We start from the raw sequence: 14,229 nt of genomic DNA, 5'->3' as shown, positions 1-14,229 counted from the left end.
TTACGCCCCTTTGGGTTCGGGATGAACGCCGCCTGCCTGCGGCTCGGCCTCTCCGACACCCGCCAGGCCGTCGTCGCGGTCGCGCAGCGTGTCGAGGTGCATCCAGCGCTTGACGATCGGACTGACGAGCAACACCGCCACCGCCGCGCCGATCGCGATCCAGCCGAACAGCTCATAAATGTCGAGCAGACCCTGCTTTGTCATCTGCCCATCATGCCCGCCAGTCGCCTCGCCGATCTTGCCGGCCACGAAATTGCCAACCGCGGTCATATAGAACCATGCGCCCATGATGAGCGACGCAAGGAAGCTCGGCGCAAGCCGGTTCATCGCGCTAAGCCCCACGGGGCTGAGGCAGAGTTCGCCGGTCGTCGCAAAGAAATAATAAGCGAACACCAAAATCACCGGCGTCATCGCCGCTACCCCATAGGCCTCGGCACCCCACACGAGAACGAGGTTGGCGAAGCCCATCTGCGCGAGCGCGAGGCCGAATTTGGCGGGTGCCGACGGCTCCGCGCCGCGTTTGCCGAGCCATACCCAGAGCGCAGCAAAGAGCGGTGCGACCAGAATGATAATAATCGGGTTGATCGACTGGAAGATGCCTGCCGGCACGCCGCTGCGATCAACGAAGCGGTCGGTGAACAGATTCATCGACCCGCCCGCCTGTTCGAACAGGCCCCAGAACAGCGGATTGAGGCTGATGAGGAACAGGATCGCGAACATGCGCTCGCGCGGTTCCTTGTCCAGCTTCAGACTCTCGTAAAGAACGTAGCCGAGCAACGCGACGCCCGAGATGGCAAGCAACGTCTGGATCACATCCTGATATTGCACCAGCGCCCAGATCACGGCGACCGAGGCAAAGCCGATCGCATAAATGGTCATTTCGCGCGATTTGGCGAGCGGCGCAGGCGCTTCGCCCGCGCCATTCAGCACGCCCTTGCCCAGCACAAACACGACCAGGCCGGCGAGCATCCCGATGCCCGCGAGGCCGAAGCCAAAGCCCCAGCCGATCGTCTGGCCAAGATAGGCGACCAGGATTGTGCCGAGCGCCGCGCCGACATTGATGCCCATGTAAAAGATCGTGTAGGCGCTGTCGCGGCGCGTATCGGTGAGCTTGTAAAGCTGCCCGACCATCACCGAAATATTGGCTTTCAAAAAGCCCGACCCGACGATGATGAAGGCAAGCGCGGCCCAGAAGACATTGATCGTCGGGTCATCCTGCCCCCCGACACCCTCGACCGCCATCAGACTATGCCCGGCAGCAAGCAGAAGACCGCCGAACAGGACCGCCTTGCGCTGTCCCAGATAGCGGTCGGCGAGATAGCCGCCAAGAACGGGCGTGATATAGACCAGGCTCGTATAGGCGCCGTAGATCAGGCTCGATTTGCTATCACTGAACAGCCAGTGCTGCGTCAGGTAGAAAATCAGGATGGCGCGCATGCCATAATAGGAGAAGCGCTCCCACATTTCGGCGAAGAAGAGCATGTAGAGGCCCTTGGGGTGGCCCGCGAACTCCGGTTTCCGGCTCGTGGCAATCAGCGCGCCAATGCTCAAGAAACCTGCCAGTACGACCAATGCGATGGCCGCAATCCAGTCGCCCTCCTGCCAAAGGCCCATATCTTTCATCAAAGCGTCCCTTTTCCCGATTATCGTGGGCGCGGCTCCCCACCGCGCGAATGGCGCAACCTAGCGCGAAAATTGCGTATGGGAAGAATCTAATTGCGCGCGAAACTATCGCCACCGCACCCGAATTTGTTGCGAATCGCTCGCAACACTTGCGCAAAGCCGCGTCAAAGGCCACATGGCACCGCATGTTCAACGACACCTCCTCGCTGCTCGCCCATCTTGCCACGCGCCGATCGGGGAAGGCCCGCGACATGATTGCGCCCGGCCCCGACGCCGCCGAACTCCGCCGCATCATCGAGCTCGCCCTGCGCACCCCCGACCATGGCAAGCTTGCGCCGTGGCGCATCGTCACCGTCGCCAACGACCAGCGCGCGCGCTTCGCCGCGCTGCTCAAGCAAGCGTGGGTCAAGGAAAATCCTGGCGCTGCCGGTATGGACCTTTCTGCGCTCGACCAGTTTGCGCATCAGGCCCCGACGCTGCTCGTGCTGATTTCCACCCCCGTTCCCGGCGCGAAAATCCCCATCTGGGAGCAACAGATGTCCGCCGGCGCAGTCGGCATGAACCTGCTTCATGCCGCCCATGCCCATGGCTTCGTCGGCAGTTGGCTTACCGGCTGGGCCGCCTATAATGCCGACGTCGCAGCCGCCTTCGGAGCGGGAGACGGCGGCACGATTGTCGGCTATTTCTTCTTAGGCACCGCAGGCGCGCCGCTTTCCGAGCGGCCGAGGCCCGAATATGATGCGGTCGTTCGCAACTGGGACATTTAATGTCGTGATATAGGGGGCATGCGCAACAAGCTGCATTTGACTGTGCTGCTGTCTTATGGCATTAAGGCGCCATGCTCGATCAGTCCAAGCCCGTATATCAGCGCCTGCGCGATGTTATCGCCAGCGCGATTCTCGACGGTACCTATCGTGATGGCGACATGCTTCCCTCGGTGCGCAGCCTTGCCGCCGACGAAGGCGCGAACCCGCTCACCGTCGCCAAGGCGTATCAGTCCTTTCAGGACGAGGGGCTGGTCACGGTGAAACGCGGCGTCGGCATGTTCGTCGCCGATGGCGCGACCGAACGGCTTCGCGAGCTGATGCGCGACGATTTTCTTACCAATGTCTGGCCGCCCGTCGCGCAGCAAATGCGCCGCATCGGCCTCGATGCCCGTACGTTGCTGGATTTGACCGAAGCCTGACCCTTTCGATCTCTTTGGGTGGAGAGTGGCAGCTTCCGTTGCGCCATCCCGATAAGGCGGCGATGACGGCCAAACAGATGGCCGAAACCCCGCCCGTAACCGCCAATCCGCGCGTCTATGGGTGCTGAGCCCACCGTCCCGCGCGGTCCCGGTCCCCTGCTCGCTCCTCGACCCACGCGACGCGCCCGTCGGCAAAGGTCTCGCGCTTCCACAGCATCACGTCGGTTTTCAGTCGGTCGATCAGAAACTCGCACGCCGCGAGCGCCTCGGCGCGGTGGCGGCTGCTGGCGAGAACGAGTACGATCGTCTCGCCCGGTTGCATCGCGCCGACGCGGTGGATCAGGGTCAGCGCCCCCAGCTTCCAGCGGTCCGCAGCGGCGTGCGCCAGTTCCCCCAGTCCCGCTTCGGTCATCGCCGGATGATGTTCGAGGAACAATTCGACGAGGTCATCGTCGCCGCGCACGCGCCCGATGAAACTCGCGCTCGCGCCATGTCCGCCGGCATCGTGCAGGTCGATCTCGGCGCCGAGGTCGATCGGCGCTGTTTGAAGGACCACGCGGATCATCCGCCCGTCACCGGCGGAAACAGTGCCACTTCGCGCGCTCCCGCAAGCTTTGCGTCCGGTCCCGTCATTGCCCCGTCGATCGCGGCGCGGATACGGTGCGGTTCGGCAAAGGCCTGCGCCCCGCGTTCGTCGCGCGCGGCGAGCCAATCTAGCAGCGCCGCGATGTCGGCAACGGCGGGCGGCAGGTCGACAGCCTCACCGGCGGCTCCCATACGCTCGCGCACCCAGGCGAAATAGGCGAGCTCCAGTCGCATCAGTCCATATGCTTCAGGCCGACGCGCAGATAATCCCAGCCGGTGATCAGCGTCAGCACCGCCGCACCCCACAGCGATGCGAGACCCACCGTCTTGATCCACGTCATAGCGGGCAAGGCTCCGGCCAGAATCAGCGCGCCGAACGCCACGAGTTGAAATGCCGTTTTCCACTTGGCGAGCTGCGTCACCGGCATCGATACCTGCAAGGTCGCCAGAAACTCGCGCAGTCCCGACACGATGATTTCGCGGAGCAAAATGACGAGCGCGGCAATGACATGCCATCCGTCGATATCGCGCGTAAAGACGAGCAGCAGGATGACCGCAGCGATCATGATCTTGTCGGCGATTGGGTCGAGGAAGATTCCCAGCCGCGACACCGTGCCGCGCGCGCGCGCAACATAGCCGTCAAAATAATCGGTAATGCCCATCAGGCAGTAAAGGCCGAACGCCAGTGCATAATCGATGGGTTTTGGCTGGTGCGACCCCGCGGCCACGCCCGGCCACAGGAGGAACAGCAAAATGGGAACCGCGAGGATTCGCGACAGCGTCAAAATATTCGGAAGGCTCAGCATGATCCCCGTCGACGTGGCTGGCCAAAATGACCTTTGACCGTTACCGCCCTAGCCGATAAGCCCCACCGGCGACAAGCTGTTGCCCGCGAAATGCGCGCGAACCGACAATGTTGAAAAGATTGGACCACGCATGACCGGCTCCTTTGCGCTGTTGAAGCAACGCCGGTTCCTGCCCCTTTTCGTCACCCAGCTGCTCGGCGCGTTCAACGACAATCTGTTCAAGAACGCGATGGTGCTGTTTGTCGTTTATGGCGTGTTCAACGACGAAGCCTCCGAAACCTTGTTCAGCGCAGTTGCTACGGGGCTGTTCATCCTGCCCTTCTTCCTCCTCTCCGCACTCGCGGGCCAGCTGGCGGACACACGCGACAAGGCGCGGATCATCCGCATCGTCAAATTTTGCGAGATCATCATCATGCTCGTCGGCGGGCTGGGGCTCGTCCTCGCCTGGCTCGGCTTTGCGGTCCATTTCATCGCGATCCCGCTGATGATGCTCGCGCTCTTTGCCATGGGCATCCACTCGACCTTCTTCGGCCCGATCAAATATGCGATCCTGCCGCAGCATCTCAAAAGCGACGAGGTGCTTGCGGGCACCGGGCTGGTCGAGGCAGGCACCTATATCGCTATTCTCGCTGGCACGATCCTCGCCGGAATCATCGATGTCGAATGGGCCGCGCTGGGCGTCGTGCTGGTCGCCGCGATCGGTTACTGGTCGGGACGCAAGGTGCCCCCCGCTCCGCCCGAACATCTGGAAACGGGCATCGACTGGCACATCATCCGGTCGTCGGTGGCGCTCGTGCGCGGCACCATGCACATCCCGCGCCTCTATCTCGCGATCCTCTCCATCAGCTTTTTCTGGACGATCGGCGCGGTGCTGTTCATCCAGTTCCCGCCGCTGGTGAAGAATATCCTCCACGCCGACAAAAGCGTCGCCAGCCTCTTCCTCGCGATTTTCTCGATCGGCATCGCAATCGGCTCGGTCGCCGTGAACCGTCTGCTCAAGGGGCAGGTCTCGGCGCGCTACAGCCCCGCCAGCGTGATCGTGATGGGCCTGTTCGTCGTCGCCTTTTATTGGGTATGCCGCAACTGGGAACATGATCCGTCGGGGGTGATGTACGGGATCGAGGGTTTTCTGGGTCATGCCGACGTCATCCCGCTGCTCGCAGCGCTGCTCGGCATCGCGATCAGCGGGGGCATGTTCGTTGTCCCGCTCTATGCCTTCCTGACGACGACGGTGCCCAAGGACCAGACTGCGCGTACGGTCGCCGCCAACAACATCGTCAATTCGGGCGCGATGGTGATCGGTTCGCTGCTCGCCATGGGCCTCGGCTTCGCGGGAATTGGCGTCGTCGACCAGCTGCTGATGAGCGCCGCCATGTGCCTCGTCTCGGCATGGCTTGCGGTCAAGCTGCACAGGGCGTGCGACTGACCCGGATCGCCAATGGTCTGACGGGCGAGCGAACGGCCGCCGTTTGAGCCATTGAGCCGCATTTCGGGATCCCCGCCCTGTCGGGCGGACCCCGTCCGGTCGCCATCGCCTGTCCTATCGGCTATCATGCCGAACGACGCACCGGCATCGATCCCATCTTTTGGCCTCGCAGCTCAAGACGCAGCTCAAGACAGGGCACGTCGCGGGCAAATTGCCGAATAATTCGACGGGGCGGGATTAATAGCTTTGACCGCGCGTATGTGTTGCAATGACCCGATTGTCCGAAAGCAAAGTCATCGAACATATCCCGGCGATGCTGCGATATGCCCGGTCGCTGACGCGCGACGAGAGCGCCGCCGAGGATCTGGTCCACGATGCGCTCGTTCAGGCCTATACGCGCGCAGGCCAATATAGGCCGGATCGTCCCCTGCGGACATGGCTGTTCGCGATCCTCCACAACCGGTTCGTGAGCGATGTCCGTCGTATGGAGGTTCAGAAGAAGCATCGGGCCTCGCTCGCCGATGCCGCAACCATGGCGCAGCCGCCCGATCAGGAAGCACGCCTCCGTCTCTCCGAGGTCGATCGAGCGCTCCAGGAATTGAGCGACGATCAACGGTGCGCGCTGCATCTCGTTGGCGTCGAAGGGCTGTCCTATCAGGAGGCCGCATCGGTGCTTTCGATCCCCATTGGCACGCTCATCTCCCGAATATCGCGGGCCCGAACCAGACTGCGCGAGATGGAGGGTGACGGGACCAACGAGGCGGCCGATGTCCGCCTTCGCCTGGTGAAGGACTAAGACATGACCCAGCCCCATATCAGCGAGTTCGAACTCCAGGCCTATGTCGACGATCAGTTGGACCCGGTCGGCCGCCTCGAGGTCGCCGATTTCCTGGTTCGCAACCCCGCAATTGCGGCTCGGGTGCTCGCGGATCTTCGTATGCGCGATGCCTTGCGGGCGCTGGCTTTCGCGGACAGCAACGCGATTCCCGACACAGTGGCCCAATCCGCGCGCCGGCTCTCGGCGGCCTTGGCGCGCGGCCGGATAAGCCGGCGTCTTGGCCGTCTGGCTATGGCGGCCATGCTGATACTCGGCATATCGATGACCGGCGCGATCTATTGGCAGGACTGGCGGTTCGTTGCGCCCGCGAAGGCCGCGGTGCCCGAGTTCATGGAAGAGGCGCTGATGTCGCATCGAACCGCAGTAATGCGGTCGCGCATGCGATCGCAGCTGGAAGTCCCGAGCTTTGACCCTGCCGATGTCAAAAATGCCACGCACATCGCCATTCCGCAGATGCCGAACGGCTGGCGTATTCTCGATGTCCAGCTTTTCCCGTCCGATTACGGTCCAAGCCTGCAGATGGTATTCGACGCAGGGAAAAAGCGGCAGGTTTCCTTGTTCGCCGTGCGCGCCAGCATCGACGCGCCAGGCAAGCCCAAGATCGCCAATGTTCGCGGCAATGATCTGGCATATTGGACACGCGGCGGGACGGTTTATGTGCTGACAGGGGCATCGCAGCCGTTCCTGAACAGCGCCGCGTCCGATTTGTCGGACAATCAGGACGCCCTGTAATGCTCGACCTTGACGAAATGGGCGGCGCGATCACGCGCCGCACCGAAATCTGTGTCGTGGGCGCCGGGGCCGCCGGCATCATCCTGACCCGGCGATTACTCGCGGCCGGGCACGAAGTTCTGCTGCTGGAAAGCGGCGGCACCGATTATGAGGCGCCGACCGCCGACCTCAATGCCGGTTTCAATATCGGCGAGGACTATTATCCGCTCCACGACGCGCGATTGCGCTTCTTTGGCGGCACCACCGCGATATGGGGTGGGCGCTGTGCCGAGCTTGATCCGATCGATCTCGAACGCCGCGAGTGGGTTCCGCATTCGGGCTGGCCGATCGGCTGGGCCGATCTCGACCCCTATTACGCCGAGGCGCGCCCCTTGTTCGGACTCCCGGCACGGCGTTTCGCGGCGAGCGACCTGCGCGCCTCCGGCGTGCCCATCCCGGATTTCGACGATCACATGCTGCATACGCCGGTCTGGACCTTCGACCCGGCGTTCAACCGCTTTACGTTCGACGCCTGCGCGGATCTGATCGAGCATCCACGCTGTTCGATCGTCACCCATGCCAATGTGACGGCGATGCAGCAGCAATATGGCGCCGTCACGCGGCTCGTCGCGCGTTCGCTAAAGGGCGGGCGCATCGATGTCGAAGCCGATGTCATCGTGCTGGCGGCGGGCGGGATCGAGAATGCACGACTGCTGCTCGCGTCCGATATCGGCAATCATCACGATCAGGTCGGCCGCTATTTCATGGAACATCCCCACGCGCGTGGCGGACGGATCTTGCACGCGAATAGCTGGAAGTTGCTGAAGGCCTTCGCACGGCGCCACCGGATCGACGGGCAGGATACCGCCGCGCTTATCACCCCCGCCGCCGTTCTCCAGCGCCGGATGGGCCTGCTCAACTCGTCGTTCACGATCGTTGCGCGCCAACCGGCCAACGCCAGCCAGTTCGTCGGGATGCGCGTCTATGACAGCCTGAAACATGGCACGGCACCGACGCGGCGCGGACGGGCGCTGTGGATGGCGACAAAAAAGGCCGCGAGCTGGGCGCAGCGCCATATCGACCCCGCCCGCCCCTGGTTGCTGCACAAGGCCGGAATGCTCGACATCGCCCTTCTGGTGCGCGCCGAACAGGCGCCCAATCCGCTCAGCCGGATCAGCCTTTCAACCGAAACCGACGCGCTGGGTGTACCGCGCGTCAACCTCGACTGGCGGCTCTCGGCGCTGGACAAGGACAGCGTCAGGGGGCTGGTCGATGCGCTGGATATGGAGCTCACCCGCCTCGGACAAGGGCGAGTCGAATTGGCCGACTGGCTTCGCGATCCCGCTACCAACTGGCAAAGCGACCCGTTGATCTCGGCCCACCCCATCGGCGGCTATCATCATATCGGATCGACGCGCATGTCCGGCAGCGCCCGGACGGGCGTGGTCGACAGCGAGGGGCGTGTCCACGGGATCGACAATCTCTATATTGTCGGCTCCTCCACTTTTCCGACCGCCGGCTGGGCCAATCCCACCCTGACGATCGCCGCTCTGGCGCTGCGCACGGCGGATCGCGTGTCGGCCATGCTGCGCCGGTATCGACGCGAGGTTAGCGAAACGGCGGACCCGATATATGCGACGGGCGGAATGCGGCGTTAATGCCCCGCAACGCTGCCTTCACATCACGAACAGCATCGTCGCGGTGAAAAATATGGCAAAGCTTTGAAGGAACAGCCGAAAGTCGTTGTTGGAAAAGATCGTGGCAGGCTTGCGGTGCGTCGCCAGCGCGGCGCGCAATTCGCCCTGCCAGTCCGCCGGCGCATTCATCCGGGCAATCGTCAACTGCCGCGCGCCATGCGCCCTGATGCGACCGCGAATGTCGACATGTTCGCCCGAGTCCATGGCGGCGAAGCTAGAGCGAAGTTAACGGGTCGGTAAGGTTAAAAGAGCGTTAACGGCGGCGCCGTCCCGCTTCGAGACATTTGCGTTCGTTCAGCGCCCCGTCTCCGCCATGGGCCGGACGCGCAGCACACGGCCGTCTTTCAACCCCATCTGAAAGGATTTGCAGCGCGCGGGCTTCATGCGGGGCCCCAGGCACAGCCGCACTTCGCTCAACCAGCCATCGCGATCGGACGTCACCGCGATCATCTCCGTCGCCACCCCGCGGTTGACCGCGGCGAAGGCCCGGCGAACGCTGCCCGCCGTCTGCCGCCGTGCCGCCAGCGCCTGCATGTCGGGAAAGCGCACCGCGCGGAACAATATATGGGCGGCGCGGAAATAGGCGGCGGGGTGCGGGCTCATGCATGTCCCGTGCTTTGCCCATTCGTGCTGGAGCAGCTGCACCGAAGGCGTCATGCAGAGATGTTGCTTCAGCACCGGTTGCGGCACGATCCTGGCGGGGCGGCACCATTGCGGATAACCCGCATTGTCGGTTTCGGGCCACAGCCCGTGGAGCACCCAGCCGAAGTGCCCATGCTCGCCCGAACATTGGAAAGCGTCGCGCGCGCGCTTGCTGTTGCGGACGCCCGCGCAATGCTGCGGCGACCAGCTCATGGCCAGCAGATAGCCCGTGACCGGCGGCCTGCGCACCGGTTCACCCCGTTTAGGTTGTTCGAGACGCGGGACCGATATTCGGTCGGGGACCGAGCAGGACAGCGCCTGCGCCTGCGCCGCCACAGGCATCAGCGCCAGCGCGGCGGCGCTAAGCCAGCGCAAAATCGAGCCCGATGTCGGCGGCAGGCGCCGACTGCGTCAGCCGTCCGACCGAGATATAAGTGACGCCGGTTTCGGCAATCGCGCGAATCGTGTCGAGCCGTACGCCGCCCGAGGCTTCGGTCGGCACCTTGCCGCCCACCAGCTCCACGCACGTCCGCAGTTCGTCGGGCGTCATATTGTCGAGCAGCAGGTGCGTTGCCCCGGCGGCCAGCGCGGGTTCGACCTGGTCGACGCGGTCGACCTCCACGATGATGTCCGCGATGCCTGCATCCACGGCGCGGCGAACCGCTTCCTCGACCGATCCCGCGACCGCGACATGATTGTCCTTGATCATCGCAGCGTCCCACAGCCCCATGCGGTGATTTTTCGCGCCGCCCGTGCGCGTCGCATATTTTTCGAGCAGCCGCAGGCCCGGAATCGTCTTGCGCGTGTCGAGAAGGGTTGCGCCCGTTCCCGCGATCGCATCGACATATTGGCGCGTCATCGTCGCGATGCCCGACAGATGCTGGACGGTATTCAGCGCCGACCGTTCGGCGGTCAGCATCGCGCGCGCATTGCCCGCGAGGCGCATCAGGTCGCTGCCCGCGGCAACCTCGGCCCCCTCCGCAACGAGAATCTCGATCTCCATGTCGGGTTGGAGCGCCCGAAAGAAGCGCTCGGCGATGGGCAACCCGGCCACGACGATCGAATCACGGCTGTCCATCACACCGCCGAAACGCGCATCGGCGGGGATCGTCGCCATCGACGTAATATCCCCTCCCGCCCCCAGATCTTCGGCCAGAGTGGCGCGGACAAAAGCGTCGAGGTCGAAACCGGGCAAGGAAAACTGGGTCATGCGCCCCGCGATAATCGGCCTGCGCCGCAAATCAACTTGACGTTTACGTAAACTATCGCCGAAATAGGTCGCATAACGAAACGGAGAGGTTCCCATGCAATCCCCCATCGCGACGATGCTCGACATCGAATTTCCGCTGCTCGCCTTCTCGCACTGCCGCGATGTCGTCGTCGCGGTATCGAAAGCCGGCGGCATGGGCGTGTTCGGCGCCGCCGCGCTACCGCCCGAAAGGCTGGAAGAGGAGCTGGCGTGGATCGACGCCCATATCGGCGGGCGACCCTATGGCGTCGACCTGATCGTCCCCAACAGCTTTGCAGGCAAAGGCGACGCCGCCTCGTCCGGCGCTGCGCACATCCCCGACAGCCACCGGAATTTCGCCGCCGACCTGCTCGGCAAGTTCGATGTCGATCCGAGCGGGCTCGATTCAGCGATGGAGGCGCGACAGAGCTTTGGCGACAACATGCGCGAAGACGGCGCGGCGCGATTGCTGGAAGTCGCATTCCGCCACCCCATCAAGCTGATTGCCAACGCGCTGGGCGTCCCGCCGCCGCTGATGCTCGAACTCGGCAAGCGCCATGGCGTGCCCGTCGCAGCGCTCGTCGGCACGCGCGACCACGCGCTCGCGCAGGTCCGCGCAGGGGTCGACATCCTCGTCGTCGCGGGCGGCGAAGCGGGCGGCCATTGCGGCGAGGTCGCGACGATGGTGCTCGTCCCCGAAGTCGCCGCGGCGCTCGACGCGATCGGCGACTCGACGCCGATCCTCGCCGCGGGCGGCATCGTCACCGGGCGCCAGATGGCGGCGGCGATGGCGATGGGCGCGCATGGCGCCTGGACCGGATCGGTGTGGCTGACGACCGCCGAGGCCGAAACCAACCCGGTGGTAAAGGAAAAGATGCTCGCCGCATCGGCGCGCGACACCGTGCGATCGAAAAGCCGCACCGGCAAACCGTCGCGCCAGCTCCGCTCGCCCTGGACCGATGCGTGGGAGGCCGAAGGCGCGCCGAAACCGCTGCCGATGCCCCTCCAGTCGCTTGTCAGCGAACCAGCGCTGCGCAAGGTCGACAAGCTGGCCGAAGGCGGTCACGAAGGCGCAAAGGCGCTCGCGACCTATTGGGTCGGCCAGGGCGTCGGGCTGATGAACGAGGCGATGGGCGCCGGGCAGGTCGTGCAGGCGTTCAAGGAAGACTGGATCGCCGCCTGCGAGCGGCTGAACGGATTTGTGAGGGAATAGGGTTCGTCGCCCCTGCGAAGGCGGGGGCCGCTTGCGGCCTTAAGCTATGCCGATGGCGGCCCCCGCCTTCGCGGGGACGACGCCGGAATCAGCTGACAGTCGCTTTCACGATCTTGCCGGGTTCGCGCGGCGGTTCGCCCTTGGGCAGTGCATCCACATTTTCCATGCCTTCGGTGACTTCGCCCCAGACGGTATATTGATTGTCGAGGAAGCGCGCATCGTCGAAGCAGATGAAGAACTGGCTGTTCGCGCTGTTCGGATTCTGCGCGCGCGCCATCGAGCAGACGCCGCGGACATGCGGTTCGCTGTTGAATTCCTGCGGCAGGTCGGGAAGCTGGCTGCCACCCATGCCGGTGCCCGTCGGATCACCGCCCTGCGCCATGAAGCCCGGGATCACGCGGTGAAAGACGACGCCGTCGTAGAAGCCCTCTTTCGCAAGCGTCGAGATGCGCTCGACGTGCAGGGGGGCAAGGTCGGGGCGCAGGCGGATGACGACATCGCCGGTCGACAGCGAAAGCGTAAGGGTATCGGACATAGTGGGCTCCTGAAATCGAGGTTGGCAGCGCCATAGCGGCACAAGCGGGGCAAGGCCACGCCCTAATTCGCGAAATCACGTCGGCGGCGTTGCCATCGACGGGTGGCCGCTCTAGGGGAAAATCCGGACGCCGCCAAAGACGAGGGAGGACCGCGCGATGGACGAACGCGAAGAATCCCGGAGGCCGGAAGATGTGGCCGTGGCGGAAGACCGCGACGAAGCGCTCCCCGAAACCGAGCTCGACGAGGACGATCGGCTGAAACCCGAATTTGTCCGCGACGTGATCGATCTTGCCGAAGCGGGTGAGAGCGAGGCGGCGCGCGAACGCGTCGGCCGCCTGCATCCCGCCGACATCGCCGACCTGTTCGAACTCGCGCGCACCGACGAGCGCCCGATGCTTGCAGCCGTGCTCGGCGACATGCTTTCGGCCGACGTACTGGCGGAAATGAACGATTATGTGCGCGAGGAACTGATCGACCTCCTCGCGCCCGAACAGGTCGCCGAACTCGCATCCGAACTCGATACCGACGATGCCGTCGCGATCATCGAGGATATGGAAGCCGACGAGCAGCAGGCGGTGCTCGACGCGATGGAGCCCGAAGATCGCGCCGCGATCGAGGATGCCCTCTCCTTCCCGGAGGAATCGGCGGGCCGCCTGATGCAGCGCGATCTGGTCGCGGTGCCCGAGCATGTCACGGTCGGCGACGTCATCGACCGGCTGCGCGAGGACGCCGACCTTGCGAGCGATTTCTGGGAAATCTTCGTCGTCGACCCGATGCACCGCCCGGTGGGCACCTGCCAATTGAGCTGGATCCTGCGCACCCCGCGCGACATTGCGATCAGCGACGTGATGAAACGCGAACAGACGCTGATACCGGTCGACATGGACCAGGAAGAGGTCGCGCTGCGTTTCCAGAAATATGCGCTGATCTCTGCCGCGGTCGTCGACAAGGCGGGACGGCTGGTGGGCATGATCACCGTCGACGACATCGTACACATCATTCAGGAAGAGGCCGGCGAGGATATTTTGCGCCTGTCGGGCGCGGGCGATGGCGACATCAACGAACCGATCCGCGAAACCTATAGCGCGCGCGTCCGCTGGCTGATCGCCAATCTGGGCACCGCACTCGTCGCATCGACCATCGTGGGCCTGTTCGGTGGCGCGATCGAACAGATGGTGGCGCTCGCCGCGCTGATGCCCATTGTCGCGGGAGTCGGCGGCAATGCAGGGACACAGACGCTCGCCGTGACCGTCCGTGCCCTCGCAATGAACCAGCTCACCGATTCGAACAGCTGGCGCGCGATCTGGCGCGAAATGAAGATCGCGCTGCTCAACGGCGGCACGATCGCGCTGATCGCTGGCGCTGCAACGGCCTTGTGGTTTGCCAACCCCGCGCTGGGCGGCGTGATTGCCGCGGCGATGATCGTCAACATCTTTGTGGCCGGCGTTGCCGGGGTCGCGATCCCCCTGCTGCTCGACCGGCTCGATCAGGATCCCGCGGTCGCAAGCTCCATATTCGTCACGATGACGACCGATTCGATGGGCTTTCTGGCCTTTCTCGGCCTCGCGGTGCTCAGCGGACTGACAACGCTTTAAAGGCAAGTCGCTGAAATCCTGATATTTCAATGGCGACGAAAAATTTTTCGCGAACCGCGCGTTTTTTGCGGAACTTATTGCCTCTATCGGTCGTTTCCCGTTCGAGCAGCGGTCATCGCCCCCCCGCAGCGCTGCTCAGCAA

16 protein-coding genes are annotated in these 14,229 nt (G+C 64.0%); 8 read left to right on the top strand and 8 right to left on the bottom strand.

Going from position 1 to position 14,229, the window contains the following annotated elements; genetic code table 11:
• Positions 1 to 1,623: a peptide MFS transporter gene (locus RIA72_RS03115; RefSeq protein WP_350030910.1), complete on the bottom strand. Its 1,623-nt coding sequence runs from the start codon at positions 1,621 to 1,623 to the stop codon at positions 1 to 3.
• A 185-nt stretch (positions 1,624 to 1,808) separates the two neighbouring features.
• Here RIA72_RS03115 and RIA72_RS03110 point away from each other — a divergent pair, with 185 nt between their 5' ends.
• Both RIA72_RS03110 and RIA72_RS03105 read left to right on the top strand, forming a co-directional pair.
• Complete coding sequence (locus RIA72_RS03110) at positions 1,809 to 2,390, top strand: nitroreductase family protein (protein ID WP_350030909.1); 582 nt, start codon at positions 1,809 to 1,811, stop codon at positions 2,388 to 2,390.
• A gap of 71 nt (positions 2,391 to 2,461) precedes the next feature.
• A complete protein-coding gene (locus RIA72_RS03105) occupies positions 2,462 to 2,809 on the top strand; it encodes a GntR family transcriptional regulator (RefSeq protein WP_350030908.1) in 348 nt (115 codons plus the stop codon).
• Positions 2,810 to 2,924: 115 nt separating this feature from the next.
• On the opposite strand, the gene RIA72_RS03100 is transcribed toward RIA72_RS03105, so the two are convergent.
• From RIA72_RS03100 to pgsA, 3 genes are read right to left on the bottom strand one after another with little or no spacing between them, the layout of a single operon-like run.
• The gene (locus RIA72_RS03100; protein ID WP_350030907.1) at positions 2,925 to 3,374 is read right to left on the bottom strand and encodes a molybdenum cofactor biosynthesis protein MoaE; all 450 of its coding nucleotides are present in this window, start codon (positions 3,372 to 3,374) and stop codon (positions 2,925 to 2,927) included.
• The gene (locus RIA72_RS03095) at positions 3,371 to 3,628 is read right to left on the bottom strand and encodes a MoaD/ThiS family protein (protein WP_350030906.1); all 258 of its coding nucleotides are present in this window, start codon (positions 3,626 to 3,628) and stop codon (positions 3,371 to 3,373) included. Before RIA72_RS03095 ends, RIA72_RS03100 begins: the two co-directional genes overlap by 4 nt.
• Positions 3,628 to 4,200 (bottom strand): CDP-diacylglycerol--glycerol-3-phosphate 3-phosphatidyltransferase, encoded by a 573-nt coding sequence (gene pgsA, locus RIA72_RS03090; protein ID WP_350030905.1) that lies wholly within the window; start codon positions 4,198 to 4,200, stop codon positions 3,628 to 3,630. The genes RIA72_RS03095 and pgsA overlap by 1 nt, the downstream gene beginning before the upstream one ends.
• 130 nt (positions 4,201 to 4,330) lie before the next feature.
• Between pgsA and RIA72_RS03085 the strand changes: the two genes are divergently transcribed.
• The 4 genes from RIA72_RS03085 to RIA72_RS03070 all read left to right on the top strand — a co-directional run bounded on the left by RIA72_RS03085 (position 4,331) and on the right by RIA72_RS03070 (position 8,833).
• Positions 4,331 to 5,626: an MFS transporter gene (locus RIA72_RS03085; protein WP_350030904.1), complete on the top strand. Its 1,296-nt coding sequence runs from the start codon at positions 4,331 to 4,333 to the stop codon at positions 5,624 to 5,626.
• A 277-nt stretch (positions 5,627 to 5,903) separates the two neighbouring features.
• A complete protein-coding gene (locus RIA72_RS03080; RefSeq protein WP_350030903.1) occupies positions 5,904 to 6,422 on the top strand; it encodes a sigma-70 family RNA polymerase sigma factor in 519 nt (172 codons plus the stop codon).
• A gap of 141 nt (positions 6,423 to 6,563) precedes the next feature.
• Positions 6,564 to 7,196: an anti-sigma factor gene (locus RIA72_RS03075; RefSeq protein ID WP_350030902.1), complete on the top strand. Its 633-nt coding sequence runs from the start codon at positions 6,564 to 6,566 to the stop codon at positions 7,194 to 7,196.
• A complete protein-coding gene (locus tag RIA72_RS03070) occupies positions 7,196 to 8,833 on the top strand; it encodes an FAD-dependent oxidoreductase (protein ID WP_350030901.1) in 1,638 nt (545 codons plus the stop codon). The genes RIA72_RS03075 and RIA72_RS03070 overlap by 1 nt, the downstream gene beginning before the upstream one ends.
• An 18-nt stretch (positions 8,834 to 8,851) precedes the next feature.
• Here the strand turns inward: RIA72_RS03070 and RIA72_RS03065 are convergent, their stop codons facing one another.
• From RIA72_RS03065 to nadC, 3 genes are all read right to left on the bottom strand, one after another.
• Positions 8,852 to 9,076: a hypothetical protein gene (locus tag RIA72_RS03065; protein WP_350030900.1), complete on the bottom strand. Its 225-nt coding sequence runs from the start codon at positions 9,074 to 9,076 to the stop codon at positions 8,852 to 8,854.
• 90 nt (positions 9,077 to 9,166) lie between these two features.
• Positions 9,167 to 9,889, bottom strand: a complete 723-nt coding sequence (locus RIA72_RS03060) for a ribonuclease T2 family protein (RefSeq protein ID WP_350030899.1) — start codon at positions 9,887 to 9,889, stop codon at positions 9,167 to 9,169.
• Positions 9,876 to 10,724: a carboxylating nicotinate-nucleotide diphosphorylase gene (gene nadC, locus RIA72_RS03055; RefSeq protein ID WP_350030898.1), complete on the bottom strand. Its 849-nt coding sequence runs from the start codon at positions 10,722 to 10,724 to the stop codon at positions 9,876 to 9,878. The genes RIA72_RS03060 and nadC overlap by 14 nt, the downstream gene beginning before the upstream one ends.
• Before the next feature lie 94 nt (positions 10,725 to 10,818).
• On the opposite strand from nadC, the gene RIA72_RS03050 reads away from it, so the two are divergent.
• Complete coding sequence (locus RIA72_RS03050) at positions 10,819 to 11,955, top strand: NAD(P)H-dependent flavin oxidoreductase (RefSeq protein ID WP_350030897.1); 1,137 nt, start codon at positions 10,819 to 10,821, stop codon at positions 11,953 to 11,955.
• Positions 11,956 to 12,043: 88 nt separating this feature from the next.
• Here RIA72_RS03050 and RIA72_RS03045 read toward each other — a convergent pair whose 3' ends face one another.
• Positions 12,044 to 12,490: a peptidylprolyl isomerase gene (locus tag RIA72_RS03045; RefSeq protein WP_350030896.1), complete on the bottom strand. Its 447-nt coding sequence runs from the start codon at positions 12,488 to 12,490 to the stop codon at positions 12,044 to 12,046.
• A gap of 157 nt (positions 12,491 to 12,647) precedes the next feature.
• Here RIA72_RS03045 and mgtE point away from each other — a divergent pair, with 157 nt between their 5' ends.
• Complete coding sequence (mgtE, locus tag RIA72_RS03040; protein ID WP_350030895.1) at positions 12,648 to 14,087, top strand: magnesium transporter; 1,440 nt, start codon at positions 12,648 to 12,650, stop codon at positions 14,085 to 14,087.
• The last annotated feature ends 142 nt before the right edge of the window (positions 14,088 to 14,229 follow it).

This window comes from Sphingopyxis sp., assembly GCF_040216815.1.
In the GTDB taxonomy this organism is placed as follows: domain Bacteria; phylum Pseudomonadota; class Alphaproteobacteria; order Sphingomonadales; family Sphingomonadaceae; genus Sphingopyxis.
This window is presented reverse-complemented; position numbering and strand designations above follow the sequence as displayed.

Bases quoted from the DNA above. Each gene is read 5' to 3' on its own strand.
- RIA72_RS03115 (WP_350030910.1), bottom strand. From the start codon at position 1,623: ATGAAAGATATGGGCCTTTGGCAGGAGGGCGACTGGATTGCGGCCATC.
- RIA72_RS03110 (WP_350030909.1), top strand. From the start codon at position 1,809: ATGTTCAACGACACCTCCTCGCTGCTCGCCCATCTTGCCACGCGCCGA.
- RIA72_RS03105 (WP_350030908.1), top strand. From the start codon at position 2,462: ATGCTCGATCAGTCCAAGCCCGTATATCAGCGCCTGCGCGATGTTATC.
- RIA72_RS03100 (WP_350030907.1), bottom strand. From the start codon at position 3,374: ATGATCCGCGTGGTCCTTCAAACAGCGCCGATCGACCTCGGCGCCGAG.
- RIA72_RS03095 (WP_350030906.1), bottom strand. From the start codon at position 3,628: ATGCGACTGGAGCTCGCCTATTTCGCCTGGGTGCGCGAGCGTATGGGA.
- pgsA (WP_350030905.1), bottom strand. From the start codon at position 4,200: ATGCTGAGCCTTCCGAATATTTTGACGCTGTCGCGAATCCTCGCGGTT.
- RIA72_RS03085 (WP_350030904.1), top strand. From the start codon at position 4,331: ATGACCGGCTCCTTTGCGCTGTTGAAGCAACGCCGGTTCCTGCCCCTT.
- RIA72_RS03075 (WP_350030902.1), top strand. From the start codon at position 6,564: ATGCGCGATGCCTTGCGGGCGCTGGCTTTCGCGGACAGCAACGCGATT.
- RIA72_RS03070 (WP_350030901.1), top strand. From the start codon at position 7,196: ATGCTCGACCTTGACGAAATGGGCGGCGCGATCACGCGCCGCACCGAA.
- RIA72_RS03065 (WP_350030900.1), bottom strand. From the start codon at position 9,076: ATGGACTCGGGCGAACATGTCGACATTCGCGGTCGCATCAGGGCGCAT.
- nadC (WP_350030898.1), bottom strand. From the start codon at position 10,724: ATGACCCAGTTTTCCTTGCCCGGTTTCGACCTCGACGCTTTTGTCCGC.
- RIA72_RS03050 (WP_350030897.1), top strand. From the start codon at position 10,819: ATGCAATCCCCCATCGCGACGATGCTCGACATCGAATTTCCGCTGCTC.
- RIA72_RS03045 (WP_350030896.1), bottom strand. From the start codon at position 12,490: ATGTCCGATACCCTTACGCTTTCGCTGTCGACCGGCGATGTCGTCATC.
- mgtE (WP_350030895.1), top strand. From the start codon at position 12,648: ATGGACGAACGCGAAGAATCCCGGAGGCCGGAAGATGTGGCCGTGGCG.